The sequence below is a fragment of the Clostridium beijerinckii genome, from assembly GCF_036699995.1.
GTDB lineage: Bacteria > Bacillota > Clostridia > Clostridiales > Clostridiaceae > Clostridium > Clostridium helianthi.
In genome coordinates this window covers 5,390,696-5,408,390 of sequence record NZ_CP144906.1, presented here as the reverse complement: position 1 = coordinate 5,408,390, position 17,695 = coordinate 5,390,696, and the positions used below count along the sequence as shown (strand labels likewise).

The 17,695-nt window shown below is 29.6% G+C and carries 13 protein-coding genes; all 13 read left to right on the top strand.

Annotated features, from left to right (window positions below):
* The first annotated feature begins 308 nt into the window (after nucleotides 1-308).
* The 13 genes from PZA12_RS24205 (at nucleotide 309) to crcB (ending at nucleotide 17,688) form a co-directional block, all read left to right on the top strand.
* Nucleotides 309-1,820 (top strand): sugar ABC transporter ATP-binding protein, encoded by a 1,512-nt coding sequence (locus PZA12_RS24205; RefSeq protein WP_103698401.1) that lies wholly within the window; start codon nucleotides 309-311, stop codon nucleotides 1,818-1,820.
* Entirely contained in the window at nucleotides 1,804-2,820 is a 1,017-nt protein-coding gene (locus PZA12_RS24200; RefSeq protein ID WP_077839605.1) for an ABC transporter permease, read from the top strand. The genes PZA12_RS24205 and PZA12_RS24200 overlap by 17 nt, the downstream gene beginning before the upstream one ends.
* 118 nt (nucleotides 2,821-2,938) lie before the next feature.
* Nucleotides 2,939-3,964, top strand: coding sequence for a sugar ABC transporter substrate-binding protein (locus PZA12_RS24195; RefSeq protein ID WP_077839606.1), 1,026 nt, complete (start codon nucleotides 2,939-2,941; stop codon nucleotides 3,962-3,964).
* Between the two features lie 212 nt (nucleotides 3,965-4,176).
* Complete coding sequence (locus PZA12_RS24190; RefSeq protein ID WP_077839607.1) at nucleotides 4,177-5,889, top strand: methyl-accepting chemotaxis protein; 1,713 nt, start codon at nucleotides 4,177-4,179, stop codon at nucleotides 5,887-5,889.
* 319 nt (nucleotides 5,890-6,208) lie between these two features.
* Nucleotides 6,209-7,489 carry an extracellular solute-binding protein gene (locus tag PZA12_RS24185; RefSeq protein WP_192927350.1) on the top strand — a complete coding sequence of 427 codons (1,281 nt, stop codon included), beginning with the start codon at nucleotides 6,209-6,211 and terminating at the stop codon, nucleotides 7,487-7,489.
* Between the two features lie 15 nt (nucleotides 7,490-7,504).
* Entirely contained in the window at nucleotides 7,505-9,265 is a 1,761-nt protein-coding gene (locus tag PZA12_RS24180; RefSeq protein ID WP_078117531.1) for a sensor histidine kinase, read from the top strand.
* A gap of 44 nt (nucleotides 9,266-9,309) precedes the next feature.
* A complete protein-coding gene (locus PZA12_RS24175; RefSeq protein ID WP_078117530.1) occupies nucleotides 9,310-10,113 on the top strand; it encodes a response regulator transcription factor in 804 nt (267 codons plus the stop codon).
* A 309-nt stretch (nucleotides 10,114-10,422) separates the two neighbouring features.
* Complete coding sequence (mscL, locus tag PZA12_RS24170; protein WP_078117529.1) at nucleotides 10,423-10,863, top strand: large conductance mechanosensitive channel protein MscL; 441 nt, start codon at nucleotides 10,423-10,425, stop codon at nucleotides 10,861-10,863.
* Nucleotides 10,864-11,170: 307 nt separating this feature from the next.
* Nucleotides 11,171-14,611 (top strand): pyruvate carboxylase, encoded by a 3,441-nt coding sequence (locus tag PZA12_RS24165; RefSeq protein WP_078117528.1) that lies wholly within the window; start codon nucleotides 11,171-11,173, stop codon nucleotides 14,609-14,611.
* A 456-nt stretch (nucleotides 14,612-15,067) separates the two neighbouring features.
* Nucleotides 15,068-15,943, top strand: coding sequence for a response regulator (locus PZA12_RS24160; RefSeq protein ID WP_078117527.1), 876 nt, complete (start codon nucleotides 15,068-15,070; stop codon nucleotides 15,941-15,943).
* A complete protein-coding gene (locus tag PZA12_RS24155) occupies nucleotides 15,925-16,392 on the top strand; it encodes a chemotaxis protein CheX (RefSeq protein ID WP_078117526.1) in 468 nt (155 codons plus the stop codon). Before PZA12_RS24160 ends, PZA12_RS24155 begins: the two co-directional genes overlap by 19 nt.
* Nucleotides 16,393-16,526: 134 nt before the next feature.
* Complete coding sequence (locus PZA12_RS24150) at nucleotides 16,527-17,162, top strand: TIGR01906 family membrane protein (protein ID WP_078117525.1); 636 nt, start codon at nucleotides 16,527-16,529, stop codon at nucleotides 17,160-17,162.
* Between the two features lie 148 nt (nucleotides 17,163-17,310).
* Entirely contained in the window at nucleotides 17,311-17,688 is a 378-nt protein-coding gene (crcB, locus tag PZA12_RS24145; protein ID WP_077841656.1) for a fluoride efflux transporter CrcB, read from the top strand.
* The last annotated feature ends 7 nt before the right edge of the window (nucleotides 17,689-17,695 follow it).

Genomic DNA, 17,695 nt, shown 5'->3' with positions numbered 1-17,695 from the left:
GTTTCTATTAAATTTAATAAATAACGACTTTTTAAAATAAGTTTAATAAGTAAAGATTTCAAATGTAGAGGTAAAGATATTACATATAATTAATTAATGCATTACTGTAAAATAACAAATGTAAACGATGTTAAACGCTTTGAAGATGAGAGTTTAGCAAACGTATTCTTAGAGATTTAATAACTTTTTAATCATTATTTAAAAAGTAAAAATTTCAAATGTACAGGTAAAGATATTAAATATAACTAACTAATATATTATTGTAAAATGTTCATGAAAACGATTAGTGAAAGTTGAGGTGGTTAGAATTGAGTAATGTATTTTTAGAAATGAAAAATATACATAAAAGATTTCCAGGAGTTTATGCTCTTAAGGGAGCACAGTTGGAAATTAAAAAAGGTGAAGTACATGCTTTATTAGGAGAAAACGGTGCTGGAAAATCAACTTTAATGAAAATACTTGGAGGAGTTCATACACAGGATGAAGGTCAAATATTTGTTGAAGGAGTTGATTGTGGAGTTATTAATCCAACTAAAGCTGCACAATTAGGTATTGGATTTGTTCATCAAGAGCTAAATCTAGCAGAGACATTGACAGTTGCAGAAAATGTTTATATGGGAAGACTACCATATAAAAATGAAGCCTTGGGCATTGTTGACTACAAGAAATTACACGAAGATACAGATTCTATAATAAAAAAATTAGGAATAGATATAAAAGCTACTGACCTAGTTATGCAGCTTCCAACTGCAAAGAAACAGATGGTGGAAATAGCAAAGGCAATAAGTTTAAATGCAAAAGCGATTATTTTTGATGAACCAACAACATCGTTATCTCAGAAGGACGTTGAAAACCTTTTTAAAGTTATAAAAACACTAAAAAAGGAAGGTGTTGCAGCAATATATATATCACATAGATTAAAAGAGGTTTTTGATATTTGTGATAGAGCTACAGTACTCAGAGATGGTACTTATATTGAAAGCTGTGAACTAGAAGGGATAACTCAGGAAAGACTTATAAATATGATGGTAGGAAGAGATTTGACAGAGCTATTTCCTAAGGAGATTTTTGAGCCTAAAGAATACGTTTTAGAAGTAGAAAATATTAGTGATAATGTTGGTAGAGTTAAGAATGTTAGTTTAAAAGCAAGAAAAGGTGAAATTTTAGGACTAGCTGGTTTGGTTGGATCAGGTAGAACAGAACTTATGAGGCTTGTATTTGGCGCTGATAAAATAAGTGAAGGTAAGGTAAAAATCAATGGGAAGGAAGTTAAGATTAATTCACCTATGGATGCAATCAATAATGGTATCTGCCTTTTAACAGAAGATAGGAAAAGTCAAGGATTATCTCTAGTAATGAGTGTACTTGATAATATAACTTTAACTAACTTAAAAGATTTTGTGTTAAATCATAAAAAGTTAAGGGAAACTGGAGAAAGATTTAAGGACGCACTTGAGATTAAAACAGCAAATCTTGATGTTATGGCAGGAACATTATCAGGTGGAAATCAACAAAAATTAATACTAGCTAAATGGTTAAATACGGACTCGGAAATATTTATTTTTGATGAGCCAACTAAAGGAATAGACGTTGGTACTAAAGCTGAAATATATCACATAATGAATGATCTAGTTAGAAAGGGCAAAGTAGTTATAATGGTGTCTTCTGAATTACCTGAATTATTAGGTATGTCAGATAGAATATATGTTATGTGTGAAGGAAAACTCACTGGAGAACTTAGCAGAGAAGAAGCGACACAAGAAAAGATTATGAAATTAGCTACGCTTGGAGGGATTAATAAAGATGAATCAAACAATTAATAATAAAATTGTACAAGAAGAAGGTATTAAGATGAAAAAGGAAGGGTTTAATATTAAAAACTTATTTCTCAAATATTCAATCTATCTAGTACTTGTAGTGCTTATTTTAGTATTCTCAATAGCAAGCCCGGACTTTTTGGGAGCAGCAAATGCTTCAAATTTCTTAAGACAAATTCCTACAGTGGGAATTTTAACTGTTGCTATTACTATGGTAATAATAACTGGAGGTGTTGATCTTTCCATTGGTGCAATAGCTGCATTTTCTGGATGTACAGTAGCCTATCTAGCTGTAAAAGGGGTTAGCGTACCAGTTTCTTTACTTGCAGGGTTATTAGTAGGTGCAGTTTGGGGATTATTTAATGGAGTATTAATTACAAAATTTAAATTAGAATCTTTTATACTTACTATGGGTACAAGTTATTTAATAAGAGGATTAATACTATTTTTTACAAATGGGATTTATATAAAGGGTGTTCCAGATTGGTTCTATAATATTTCTAACACAGAAGTTGGAATATCAATAATACACACTAACACCATAGTATTCATCATAATAGTATTAGTAATGGCTTACTTAATGAAAAATACAAGATTTGGTAGATACTGCTATGTGGTTGGATCAAACAAGGAAGCAGGAAGATTATCAGGAATAAATGTAAACAAGCATGTTATAAAGGTATATGCAATAGAAGGTGTTTTAGCTGCAATAGCTGGTATATTACTAATGTCTAGTATAAATGTTGGTGCTCCAAGTGAAATAAATGGTCCAGATCTATTTGCAATGGCTGGTGCAATCATGGGTGGAGTACAATTCGGTGGAGGAGTAGGAACCATCGGTGGAGCTATGGTAGGAATATTTACTATACAAGTATTCCAAAGTGGATTAGCAATTCTTGGAATTAACTCATTCTTACAACAAGCTGTAACAGGAGCTGTTATTGTACTTGCTATAGTTGTTGACTTCTACAGAAAAGGAAGTTTATTTAAGAAAAAAAGCTAATCATAAAAAGTCGTTTGAGCGTAATTTGGTAGATTTGAGGCTTAAGTGTTTACTACTGAATAAGGCTTAAAATATAAAAACATATCTAAAAAATTGGAATTACGAAAGGGGAAAAATTATGAAGAAGAAAATAATTGCTTTATTATCAACAGTGTTTATTGTTGGTAGCTTAGCAGGGTGTGGAACAAAGACACAATCTGGGGGAACAGCAAGTACAAGTGGAAAAAAGGTTATTTATTTTATTCCAATAGTTGATACAGGAGCTTACTGGTCACCTATGAAGAAAGCAGCCGAGGATGAGGCTAAGGCATTAGGATATGATTTAGTAGTTAAAACTTCACCACCAAATGAAACACAAAAGAACGAAAAGCATATAGGATTCCTTGACGAAGCTATAAAGAATAAAGCAGCAGGGATAGCTATTGCTCCAATGGATCCAGATATGTTTGATAAGAAGGTTAAGGAAGCAAATGATAAGGGAATTCCAGTAGTAACTTTTGATGCTGATGTAAAGACAAAAGAAAATAGAACATCTTATATAGGAACAGACAATAAGCTAGCAGGAGAACAACTTGGTGAAAATGGTGCTAAAGCTTTAAAGGAAAAGGGCATCACAAAAGGTAAAATTGCAATGGCAGCAGTAAACTTAACTCAAACAACTATGACATATAGACAAGATGGAATAAAAGCTGGATTTGAAAAAGTTATGGGAGCAGATGCCAAGAATTTTGAGTGGTTAGAACCAATCCAAGATAATGACCAATCAGCAGAATCTAAAAGACAATTAGAAGGACAAATAACATCAAATCCTGATATGGTAGCTGTATTCTCATTAGGATCAGAAGGACCAGATACAGGTGTAATGGAAGCTATAAAATCTCAAGGTAAATCAGGAAGTATCTATCACTTTGGTTTTGACTATACTCCAACTTGGGAAAATGGTGTAAGTAGCAATTTAATATCAGGAATTGTTGACCAAGATTCTTATGCAATAGGTAAAACTATAATTGATACTTTAGATAAGAAAATAAAAGGTGAAAAAGTTGATGATGTTTATCCAGTACCAGTTAAATGGGTAACTCCAGATAAAATTGTTGAATACGGAAAAGAAAAACAAAAGCAATTTACAACAGAAACTAAATAATAATTAAATACAAATAAAATTAATAAGGGCTAACTCAAATGATTAATGTATTCAAATTTACTTTAGTATATTTTCAAATTGAGTTACCCTTTTTATTGCTATTTAATTAAATAACTATACATATTAATTGGTAATAGGGAATGATTTATAAGTGATTTAAGATACATATGAAAATCAAGCTTTGAACTAAAGGTTACAAGGAGGTTTAGAGGATGAATTTTGGGAATAATTTTAGTGTAGGCAAAAGATTGGTAATTTCATACACGCTATTATTCATAATTATAACATCGGTAGGAGTCATAGGTTTAAAGAGTTTAAGTAAAGTTAATAATGCATCAGATAGTATGTACAATACAGATCTTGTATCTATAGATGTTTTACATAGATTAAACGCAAATTCATTGGAAATAAATAATAACATATTAAGCCTAATTTATGATAGAGATGAATTAATGATAAAAAAATTAAATGATGACATTTTAAAAGGATTTGAACAAGGAAATATACTTATAGATGAATATAGAGAGCTAAATTTAGATGACTATCAAGAGAATGAGCTTCTAAATTATAATGAAATTTATAAGGATTATAAGGAAAAAAGTAATTCATTGCTAAAGCTTGTAAAGGAAAATAATTATGATGAAGCTATACTAGATTATCGAAGTTTATCAGTATCACGAAGCAAGGTTGCAGCATCGCTAACTAAATTACTAGAGTATAGCTCGATTAAGGCAAAGAATGAGAATATTAACAATGCTGATTTATATAGTAAGGTAGAGATACAAATATTAACTTTTATAATAGCAGGGTTGATTCTTACTATAGTTTTAGGATATGCAATGACTAGAAATATGATAGTACCTTTAAAGAAGATAAAGAATTATGCAAATAATCTTGCACAGTATAATTTTTCGGAGGAAATTATACTTAAGGGAAAAGATGAATTTGCACAAACAGGAGACGCTCTTAATATAGCATTGAAAAATGTAAGGGAACTTATTAGGACAATTCTAGATAACTCAACAGAACTATCAGCGTCATCTGAGGAATTAACTGCATCTGTTCACGAGATAAGTTCAAAGCTTTCTTTTATAAATGAATCGACAGATGAAATAGCAGTGGGAGCTGAGCAGACGAGTTCATCAACCGAGAAATTTGTTTTATCTATCCAAAAGATTAATGAAAATATAAATAATCTAGCTGCAATAGTAAATCAAGAGGTTAGAAAATCAGTAGATATAAAAACTAAATCAAGTAGCATGATGGAAAAAAGCGAAGATTCCATACAATTATCTAGAAAGATATATGAGGAGAAAAACAAAAAAATTAAAGATGCTATAGAGAGGGGAAAGGTAGTTAAAGAAATAGAAGTTTTAAGTGAATCTATAGTAAGCATTGCTTCAGAGACTAACCTTTTAGCCTTAAATGCAAGAATAGAAGCAGCAAGAGCGGGAGAAATGGGAAAAGGTTTCTCAGTTGTTGCAGATGAGGTTGGAAAGCTAGCAGAAGAATCTATTACTACTGTAAGTGGTATTCATGGAATTGTAGAAGAAATAAAAAATGTATTTGAATATTTATCAGAAAATTCAAAAGGAATTTTAAAGTATATAGAACAAAACGTAAACGATGATTATGAGTTTATGATAGAATCCAGTAAAAGTTATGAAAATGATGCTAGATTTATAAATGAAATGTCTGAGGAAATTGCTATCATGGTAAAGGCAATAAATTCAAATATTGACAATGTAGATAGTACAATGAGAGAGTTTTCAAGTAATATAGAGAAATCTAAAAACAATTCTAATGAAATATTAGATAGTATAAATGAAGTAACCAAAGAAGTAGAACAAATTTCATTTAATACGCAGAATCAAAGTGAATTAACATTAAAATTGAATGAGGTAATTAACAGGTTTACTATCTAAATGAGCTGTATTAATAGGTGAATTTCGGTTTTATCAAAACATAAAGTATATTTATGCTTGAAGAAGAACTTGAAGTCTTGCAGTAAAAGCATAATACAGATATAGTTAAAGAAGGAAAATTTAAAGGCAGAAAGATCTAGAATAAGTTTATCAACTATAAATTAGGAAACTGATGATATCATAGTAAAGTACATTAAAATTTATAATGATAAGTGAGAATTTTTTATCAGGTAGGAAGATGAGATTAGTTTTGTTTATAAAAATGCTTATAGCAAAGTTATACAGTAATTGCTCAGTATCTATCTAATTATCAGTTTCTTTGGGAGGGATAATTATTAAAAAAGTAATTTTATTTCCTATAATTTTAATATTTTTAGTTAGTTTCGGTGGTTGCTCTTTAGATAACAAAAATGATACAGAAAATAAAGAAAAAATAACATTAACAATGTGGCATATATGGTCACAAACCACAATGGATGCTAATGGAAGGATAATTCAGGATACGGTGGAAGAATGGAATAAGGCTAATCCTAATGTCCAAATTAAAGTTGAGGCTGTGGAAAATGAAAGGTATAAGGCAAAGATAAAGACAGCATTTGCTGTAAACGAGCTACCTGATATATTTTATTCTTGGGGAGGTGGCTTTAGTAAGCCATTTATAGAATCTGGAAAAGTATTAAATCTTAATGAATATATAGATGAAGATACAAAAGATAAGATTAATAAAGATATGCTTAACAATGTAACTTACGATAACAACATATATGGATTACCAATGACCTTATCAGTTGGGACATTTTACTGTAATACAAAGCTTTTTTCACAAGCAAATATTAAAGTACCAGAAAATTATGATGAATTTCTAGATGCAATAAAAGCTTTTAGGAATAAAGGTATAACACCTCTTTTAGTAGGGGAAAAAGATAATTGGACAGGAATTCTCTATTATGATATTTTAGCGCTACGAGAAGGAGGAATAGGCGGAACTAGTGATCCACATATAGGCGCAAATAAAAGTGATACAATATTAAAGGCCGCATATAGATTAAAGGAATTAATAGATTTAAAGGCTTTTAATGAATCAAGTATGGAGCTTACAAGAGATGAGTCTGAAATTTTATTTAAACAAGGAAAGATTCCTATGTACTATACAGGAAACTGGTTCATCGGTGAGATAGGGAATATGGACCCATCTATAAAGGAGGATGTAATCGTTAAGAAATTCCCGATAGTTAAAGAAGGAGATGGGAATGATAGAGAATTTTTAGGTGGAGCAGTGGATCACTTAATGGTAAGCAATAATACAAAATATAAGAAAGAGGCTGTTGATGCGGCAAAATTTATAGCTGAAAGAATATCAAAAAGATATTTTGAATTCGGTTCGGGACTTCCAGCATGGAAATACACTGATGATAAGAGTAAGGTAAATAAATTATCTAAAGAATTAGAGACGTTAACAGAGAACGCATCATATAGCTTATATGGCGATATTTACTTGGGGGAGGAAAAAGGAAACAAAGAAAAGGAATTAGTTAGTCAGTTGTTTAAAGGACAAATAAGTCCTGAAGAATTCACAAAGGAAATGGTGAAAATAGAATGATGAGGATATGATTAAATGTATAATAAATTTTTTATATTAAAGAATTTGAAAGATAAATATTTAAATTCGAAAATAAGTATAAAAATTATTGTATATTTTTCAATAATTTTTGTGCTTTCAACAGTCATACTTACCTTTGCATATAAGAAAATAAATTCTATTTATAATATAGAAAAGATGAAACAAAGTTCAGTTGAGGTTTTGGAAAGTGCAGAAACTAATACGAGCATGATAATTGATAATGTTAATAATGTCTCAAAGATGATTATATCAAGTGACAATGTTCAAAATACATTAAAGAGAGTTCAGAAAGAAGGAAATGCCTATGATAATATTAGTAATTATCTGATACAATTCACTAATTTTAGCTCTAATATATCTTCAATATATATATTAGATAACTATGGCAATAAGTATTATTCTGAAAATGTCTTTTATAAGGATTTTCAGATGGATAAGATTAAAAATTCTGAATGGTATAATGAATTATTAGAGGGTAAGGGTAAATATATACTAAGATTAAATGGTGGAGGATTTTTTGAGGGTTATGGTAATAATTATGTATCCCTCATAAGAGAAATAAATGATATAAATACCGGTGAAAAAATTGGTTTAATAATTATAAATATGAACGAGAATGCGTTCTATAATTTAAGTTTGAAGCTAAATAATCAGTATGGAACAAGACTGATTATAAAGAATGATAAAGGTGAATTGATAACAGGGTCAGAGGCTGATTCTAAAATGCTAAGTAGAATAAAAAATTATAATGATTCTAAATCAAAAGTGTTTTTTCTAGAGGAAAGAATACAAGATAAAGATTATATAATATCAAATCTTAAAAATTCAGACTACAACTGGAATCTGACGACTGTGGCAGAATACAATGAATCTCCAGAGCAAACAAAGTATACTAATTATTTTCTTTTATGTTTTAGTATAATAAATTTCCTATTAATCATTATTGGGTCTATAGTAATATCTAAATTTATAACAATGCCTTTAAAGAAGCTTAGTGAATCAATGAAGGGGATTCAAAGTGGAGAGTTTAATATTGTTAATATAAAAACGTACAATGATGAAGTAGGAGAATTAAAAAAGGGATATAACATTGCAATTTCTCAAATTAATTTACTTTTGGATAAAATACGTAAAGATGAAAAGATAAAAAGGCAAAATGAATTGAATTTGTTAATGTCACAAATAAAGCCTCACTTTCTATACAATACGTTTGATACTATTAATTCTTTAGCTCTACTCGGAAAAAATAAAACAATATATGAAATGATAAAAGCCTTGGGTAAATTCTATAGAACAAGTTTAAATAATGGAAAAGATATTATTACTGTAAAAGAAGAAATAAATACTGTAAAAAGCTATCTGATAATTCAAAATATAAGATATGAGGATATGTTTGAGGTTGAATATGATTTAGATCCACGATGCGACGATTTTAAGATAATAAAGTTAGTATTACAGCCGTTAGTTGAAAATGCTATTTATCATGGGATTAGAAGCAGCAAGAATAAAGGAATAATAAGGATATCTACCTTTCAGGAGGAAGAAAAAGTTATATTGACCCTAGAGGATAATGGGAATGGCATGGATGAATCACAAGTTAGAAATATAAACGAAAATAGAACTACTGGCATTGGAGTAAGAACTACAAAGGAAAGATTAAGAGTGTTCTATGGAGAAGAGCACGAATTTATTGTTGAAAGCAAGAAAAATGTTGGTACCAGAATAACTATTAAGATGCCTAGAATTAAGAAATAGATTAAGATTTCTAACGAATATTCTAAAGGGAAGTGGATTATTTTATGGATAACATTATAAAAGTTATGATAATTGATGATGAACATCTTATAAGGGATCTAATAAAAAATTGCATTGATTGGAATGAAATTGGCATGGAGATAGTAGCTGAAGCTTCTAATGCAGTTGAGGGATTGAATCTAATAAATAAAGAAAAGCCAGATATTATTTTAACAGATATAAATATGCCTGTAACAGATGGATTGGATATGAGCAAAAGCATATTAGAAAGATATCCAGATATAAAAGTCATTGTAATTACAGGTTACAATGAATTTGAATATGCTAAAAGAAGTATAAAGATTGGTGTGAATGATTTTATTCTTAAGCCTATAGATGAAGATGAATTAAGAAATTCAGTTTTAAAGCTAAAAGATGAGATTCAAGATGAATATCTAAAGAAAAAAGAATATAAGGATATTAAAGAAAAAATGGTTGTGTACAACAATATAATAAATTTAAATGATACTAATGAAACTGAGAATAAAAATTTAAGTATAGAACAAATTAAAAAATTTATAGTGAAAAATATATCTAATCGAGATTTATCTTTAAAACTGGTAGCTGAATATTTTTATGTTAATCCAAGTTACCTAAGCAGAATTTTTAAGGAAAAAACTGATGAGACTTTTTCGGAATATATTGTAAATACTAAAGTGAAAATAGTTACTGAAATGCTCAAAAACCCAAATGCGAAGGCTTATGAAATTTCAAAAAAGATTGGTATTGATGATCCTAACTATTTTAGCAATTGGTTTAAAAAGTGTACTGGTCTATCAATTAAAGAATATAAAAAACAAAAATCATGAATTTACAAGAATATAGAGATATGCAGTAGAAATGTAGGAATATGTAGTTTATAAAAATTATATATTCTTACATTTCTTTTTTTATATTTAAGTTTCAATAGCCTTAAATCAACAAATAGATAATAAAAAATAGAAGTAGAAAGTTATAATTTTCACGATAATGTTTATATTCATCAACTAATGAATATAAAATAATTCACAAGAATAAAAAATTTAAAGACACAGATAATAAAATAAGTTATGAATGATTAGTCTATGTTTAATGCAGCTAGGCATTTAAACAATAAAGCAAGAAAAAGGAGAATAAAAATGTTTAAAGAATTTAAAGAATTTGCTATGAAAGGAAACATGGTTAGTCTTGCGATAGGAGTTGTTATTGGTGGAGCTTTTAGCAAAATTGTTACATCTTTAGTTAATGATATTATAATGCCACTAGTTGGCTTATTGATGGGAAGAGTTGATTTCTCCAATTTATTTTTTACTTTAGGAAGTGGGAATTTTAAAACTGTTCAAGAAGCTAAAGATGCAGGAGTAGCTACAGTTAACTATGGGATATTTATAAATAATATAATAGATTTTCTGATTGTAGCATTCTCAATTTTTATTATTATACAGCAAATAAGCAAACTTACCAAGAAAAAGGAAGAAAATATTATTCCTGATAAGAAAAAGTGTAAATACTGCTGTACTGAAATTGATCCGAAGGCAACAAGATGTCCTAATTGTACATCTGAATTGAAAGAAAAATAGATAAGTGAGATGGTATATAAATACAGAAAAATGAAAGAAAAAATTTTTTAAATTTCATATTTATGAAAAAAAATAACTTATAGCCATAGTAAAAATCGTGTAAAAATTAATAGAAAAGATAAATAATATGTATCATTTAGCGTCAAATATGTTATAATCAATATATTAATTTTTTAATGAACAAAATTTGTATTATGACAACTTATGAGTTATAAAAATTGCATAATTAGTTTTTAAGAACTAATCCATGCATTAAAAGATAATTCATATGAAATAAAAAATAAGCATTGAAGGAGTTGTATTTTAATTGGGGAAAAAATTTAAAAGAGTACTGGTTGCAAACAGAGGCGAAATAGCAATAAGAATTTTCAGAGCTTGTCATGAACTTGGAATAAGAACTGTGGCTATATACACAGAAGAAGATAAGTTTGCTCTTTTTAGAACTAAAGCTCATGAAGCATACCAAATTGGAAAAAATAAGGGGCCAGTTGAAGCTTATTTAAACATTGACGAAATAATAAATCTTGCATTAAAAAAACATGTAGACGCTATCCATCCAGGATATGGATTTTTATCTGAAAATCCAGACTTTGCTAGAAGATGTGAAGAAGCGGGTATAGAATTCATTGGTCCGAAACCAGAAATGATGGATAAATTAGGGGATAAAATCAAATCAAAAATAGTAGCTAAAAGTGTTGGTGTTCCAGTAATACCAGGAGTAGAAAAGCCTATAGCTTCTGAGGATGAAGCCTTTGAAGTTGCTAAATTGTGTGGTTTCCCTGTAATGATAAAAGCTGCTGCAGGTGGTGGCGGCAGAGGTATGAGAATAGTAAGGAACGAGGAAGAACTTCTTGTTGCTTTTAGAAATGCTAAAAATGAGGCTAAAAAAGCTTTTGGTAATGACGATATGTTTATCGAAAAATATATCGAAGGACCAAAACATATTGAAATACAGGTGCTAGGAGATAAGTACGGAAATATAGTTCATCTTTATGAGAGAGATTGTTCTATTCAAAGAAGACATCAAAAGGTTGTCGAAATTGCTCCAGCATTATCATTAACGCAAGAAAAAAGAGAAGAAATATGTGCAGATGCACTTAAAATAGCTAAATCTGTAGGATATAGAAGTGCAGGAACTTTAGAATTTTTAGTTGATATGCATGGAAATCACTATTTTATAGAAATGAATCCAAGAATTCAAGTTGAACATACAATAACTGAAATGACTACAGGTATTGATATAGTTCAAAGCCAAATATTAATAGCAGAAGGATACGAATTAGGTTCTAAGGAAGTAGGAATAAATTCTCAAGATGATATAAAACCAAGAGGATATGCAATACAATGTAGAATAACTACAGAAGATCCTACAAATAACTTTTCACCAGATACAGGTAAAATTGATGTGTATAGAACTGGATCAGGTTTTGGTATTAGACTTGATGGAGGGAATGGATATAGTGGCGCAATAATAAGTCCATATTATGATAGTTTACTTGTAAAGAGTACTGCATATGCGAGAACCTTTGATGATGCAGTTAGAAAGTCTATACGTGCAATTAAGGAATTAACAATTTCAGGCGTTAAGACAAACGTTGATTTCTTAATAAACGTGTTAAATCATGAAAAGTTCAAAAAAGGTGAATGTGATACTAACTTTATAGCTGATAATCCGCAATTATTTGATATAACAGCGAGAAGTGATGAAGAATATAGAATTTTAAAATTCATTGGAGAAAAAGTTGTAAATGAGACTAAAGGAAAGAAGAGAGAATATGATGTACCGGATATTCCAGTTATAACTTCTTTAGATGGATTAAGTGGTACTAAGCAAATTTTAGATGCTCAAGGTCCAGAAGGTGTAGTTAAATGGATAAAAGATCAAAAGAAACTACTTCTTACAGATACAACAATGAGAGATGCACAACAATCATTAATGGCAACTCGTGTTAGAACTCAGGATATGAAGAACATAGCGAAGGCAACAGCTGTTTATGGAAATGACTTATTCTCACTTGAAATGTGGGGTGGAGCTACTTTTGATACAGCTTATAGATTTTTAAAGGAATCTCCATGGAAGAGACTTGAGTCATTAAGAAAGAGAATTCCGAATGTTATGTTCCAAATGCTTATTAGAGGGGCAAATGCTGTTGGATATAAGAACTATCCTGACAATGTAATAAGAGAATTTATAAAAGAATCGGCAGAGAATGGAATAGATGTATTTAGAATTTTTGATTCACTCAACTGGTTGAAAGGCATAGAGGTGTCATTAGATGAAGTACTAAAATGTAATAAGGTAGCAGAAGTTGCATTATGTTATACTGGTGATATTTTAGATGAAACTAGAGACAAATATAGCTTGAAATATTATGTAGATAAAGCTAAGGAAATTGAAAAAATGGGAGCACATATTCTTGCTATAAAGGATATGTCTGCATTACTTAAACCTTATGCAGCTAAGAAACTTATAACTGCATTGAAGAATGAAGTTTCAATTCCTATTCATCTTCATACGCATGATACTACTGGTAATGGTGTTGCTACAGTATTAATGGCAGCAGATGCTGGAGTTGATATAGTTGACACAACTTTCAATAGTATGTCAGGTCTTACAAGTCAGCCAGCGTTAAACTCAATAGTAGCAGCTCTTGGAAATACAGATAGAGATACAGGTATCGATTTAAGTGGAATTCAAAAAGTATCTGATTACTGGGATACAGTAAGACCAGTTTATAATCAATTTGAGTCTGATTTGAAATCAGGAAGTGCCGAAATTTATAAATTTGAGATTCCTGGCGGACAATATTCAAACTTAAAACCACAAGTTGAAAGTTTTGGACTTGGGCATAGATTTAACGATGTAAAACATATGTATAAAAAAGTAAATGATATGCTTGGAGATATAATAAAGGTTACTCCGTCATCAAAAATGGTTGGAGATATGGCTATATTCATGGTTAAAAATGATTTGACACCAGAAAATATACTTGAAAAGGCTAAGAATATGGCATTTCCAGATTCAATAGTTTCATATTTCAAAGGAATGATGGGTCAACCAGAGGGTGGATTCCCTAAGGAATTACAGGAACTTGTTTTAAGAGGAGAAGAGCCTATAACTGTTAGACCTGGAGAATTACTACCTCCAGAGGATTTTAATAAAATTGAAGCATATTTAAAAGATAAATACAAATTTACACCATGCATGAAAGATATAATAAGTTATGCATTATATCCAGATGTATTTGAAGCATATATTAAGTCTATATTAGAGTATGGTGATTTAAGCCGCATGGGTAGTGATGTATTCTTCCATGGACTTGCAGAAGGTGAAACTAGTGAAATTGAAGTCGCAGAAGGTAAAACAATGATTGTTCAACTAGTTGAAATTGGCAAGTTAGATGAAGAAGGAAATAGAACTTTAGATTTTGAAATTAACGGAAATAGAAGAGAGATAAAAATAAAAGATAAAACAGAAAGAATAATAAGCAACTCTAATTCAGTTAATGCTTCCAAGATGGCTGATACTGATAATAAGTTAGAAATTGGTGCAAGTATTCCAGGAACTATAATTAAGGTACTTGTTAAAGCTGGAGATACAGTTAAAGAAGGAGATAGTTTACTTGTAGTAGAAGCAATGAAGATGGAAACAAATATTGTTGCATCTAGTGCGGGAACTATTGAATCTGTTTTAGTAAGTGAAGGACAACAAGTTAAAACAGGTGAATTATTAGTAAAACTTAAATAATAAGTATATATGAATAGCCCTATAAGATAGCTTATAGGGCTATTCATAGTGGATGGAATATTACATAAAAGGTTATTACTGTAATTGACTTTATTTTTTTATATTAAAATACTCTTTGGGTAATAAATATAGATAAATTAAAAGTTTGTAAGCATAGGTGTTATCTGAGAATACAGAAAATGACAAGCTTAAAATATAATATAAATATTAAATAAGAAATAGGGCAATTTACTGATTTTTATCCTAACTATAATATGTATTAATATGATAAATTTATTATATTATGTAGAAATTTCGTTGAGTATTAGTAGAATTTAAAATATAATGATAATATGATTAACTTACAAAGCATATTAATTTTAATGGTTATTTTTAAAAAGAGAATTGTGAGACAGATTGATATTAAAGTTAGGTAGGTTGATTGTATTTATAAATAAAGGGGTAGGTGGTGTAATTATGAAAAATGTGAATATTGTTATAGTGGATGACTCGCCTTTTCAAATTGCTTTATTGAGAGATTTATTAACAGAAAGTGGATTTAATGTTGTGGGTGAAGCAGGTTCTTTAGCTGAAACCATTGAGGTTGTTACAAATGTGAAGCCGGATTTAGTAACAATGGATATGACTATGCCGGGAACTGATGGATTTGAATGTACAAGGGAAATACATAAAATTGATCCTAATATTAAAGTTATAATTGTTAGTTCTATGATGGATGATGAAATAGTAAGAAAAGCGAAAAAGAATCACGTATGTGGGTACGCACAAAAGCCAGTAGATGCAGAAGAATTAACATTATTAATAAATAGAGTTATGGCAGATGAAGAACTGTTTTTAGAATTGGAAGGTCTATATTCATCAGTGTTTAGAGAGGCTCTATTAGATGTATTTAATAAGCTTACTAAAACAGTACCGGTGATTACACATGAAAGCAATGAAAATGTTGAGAAAATTAGCAAGGGAATTTCAATTGTCATGGGGGTTATAGGAAAGTATTCAGGAAGAATAATTTTCGATATGTCATTTGAAACTGCTAATAGCATAGGAAAGGCATTGCTTAAGAGAGAGGTAAAGAATACTGAAGAAATGCTTAATGTTATGTCTGAGATAACAAATATGGCGGCAGGAAATGCATGTTCAATGATAAACAAAAGAAATAGGATATTTGGATTAAGGGTTGCTCCGCCAACCACATTCCATGGAGAATCAATTAGTATATCGAAAGCAGAATTAGAAACTACTTATTCTGCAAATGCAAAAACTCAGTTCGGAGATTTATCAATTAGTATAGGCTTTGGAAGAGGTGAAGGAGAATGGATGTCAATTATATAAATCCAATATTAAATTCTTTTGCAAGTGTATTGCCACAGTTAGGGTTACCTGATGTAGAGAAAAAAGGAATAAGTCTAAGAGGCAGATTTATAGAGAGTCCTGGAGTTGTCATTATTGTTGGTATTATAGGTGACATTAAAGGTAATGTTATTTATGGGTTAAGCTTAGATGATGCAAAACGAATAGCATCTACAATGATGATGGGAATGCCAGTTGAACAATTTGATGAATTGGCTCAAAGTGCAATTTCAGAACTTACAAATATGTTAACTGCAACTGTAGCAACTAATTTTTCAAAAGAAGATATTAATATAAATATATCTACACCAACTCTTGTACATGGAAGCTTTACTGCAAATGCGAGTTCAGATAAAGTTGTATGTGTGCAAATGGGTGTTGGAGATATGAATATTGAGGTTAACATTTCAATGGAGAAAAACACAATTTAGAATATTTATAATTTTTATAATAAAACCATTTGTGATTTTGAATCATAAGTGGTTTTATTAAAGGCGAATTAGATTATTTAAGGAAGTGAATTCATATAAATAAGAGTATATTTTCAAAAGTTTTAAGAATAGCTTTGGGGATTTGTAGAGATATATTTTATGCGATATCAATTATATCCATTATAGTTTTAAGTGTTTTAAATACAACTAGTATATATGGTTATGCAATACAAAGATATAAATTAAATGAATACACTGGATTATCAACAGAAATATTAATGGATAACTATAAAAGAGTAATTTATTATGTTCAGAATCCGTTTATTAAGGAATTAAAGTTTAATAGTATAACTATGAGTGAATTCGGAAGGATACACTTTTTTGAGGTGAAGAGAATATTTATAGCGCTATATGTATTTAGTATAATATTTATTGGAGTTATAATCTTTAAAGTATTGGCTAATAAATCAAATGATTTAAAAAAGAGGCTTATAGCAAATTTTAATAGTGGTGTAAATATGATGGCAGTAATATTCATATTTGTTGGTGCAATATCAGCAAAGGATTTTTCTAAAGCATTTATTTATTTTCATAAAATATTCTTTAGAAATAATTACTGGATATTTGATCCTAGAACTGATCCTATAATAAATGCATTGCCAGAAGAGTTTTTTATGCTTGAATTAATGAGCATAATAATTTTGTTGGTAGTAGTTACTGTGGTTATAAAGTTACTTTATATTAGAAACAAATTAGGTTCGAAAAGTTAATTATAATTTACTTTTGAAACTCTCTGATATATAATAACATTTATAAGAAAAACTGATTAAATATAGCGAGGTTAATATGACATACGCTATGTGAAAGACTCTTGCTTTAGAAGGCGGGAGTTTTTTTATTATTAAGGAGGAGATTATTTTGCAAAAGATTATTTATGTTGGAATAGGTGGTTGCATTGGAGCTGTAATGAGATACCTAGTGACCATACAATCAGCAAAAATGATAAATTCTAATATTCCATTGGGAACATTAATAGTAAACGTAGTTGGAGGTTTCCTTATAGGAATGATAATGGAACTAAGTGTTTCAACAGATTTGATATCGCCCAATTTAAAGCTCTTTTTGACAACAGGTGTTATGGGTGGGTTAACAACATTTTCAACATTTAGCTATGAAACAATAAATTTAATTAGCGATGGAAGATACTTATTTGGAATTGCTAACATTTTATTAAATGTATTTTTAAGCATAGGGGGAGTTGCCTTAGCTAGACTAGCATGCAGTATATCAATTTAGAAAAGAA

Coding starts and splice junctions, on each gene's coding strand:
- PZA12_RS24200 (WP_077839605.1), top strand. CDS start 1,804: ATGAATCAAACAATTAATAATAAAATTGTACAAGAAGAAGGTATTAAG.
- PZA12_RS24195 (WP_077839606.1), top strand. CDS start 2,939: ATGAAGAAGAAAATAATTGCTTTATTATCAACAGTGTTTATTGTTGGT.
- PZA12_RS24190 (WP_077839607.1), top strand. CDS start 4,177: ATGAATTTTGGGAATAATTTTAGTGTAGGCAAAAGATTGGTAATTTCA.
- PZA12_RS24180 (WP_078117531.1), top strand. CDS start 7,505: ATGTATAATAAATTTTTTATATTAAAGAATTTGAAAGATAAATATTTA.
- PZA12_RS24175 (WP_078117530.1), top strand. CDS start 9,310: ATGGATAACATTATAAAAGTTATGATAATTGATGATGAACATCTTATA.
- mscL (WP_078117529.1), top strand. CDS start 10,423: ATGTTTAAAGAATTTAAAGAATTTGCTATGAAAGGAAACATGGTTAGT.
- PZA12_RS24160 (WP_078117527.1), top strand. CDS start 15,068: ATGAAAAATGTGAATATTGTTATAGTGGATGACTCGCCTTTTCAAATT.
- PZA12_RS24155 (WP_078117526.1), top strand. CDS start 15,925: ATGGATGTCAATTATATAAATCCAATATTAAATTCTTTTGCAAGTGTA.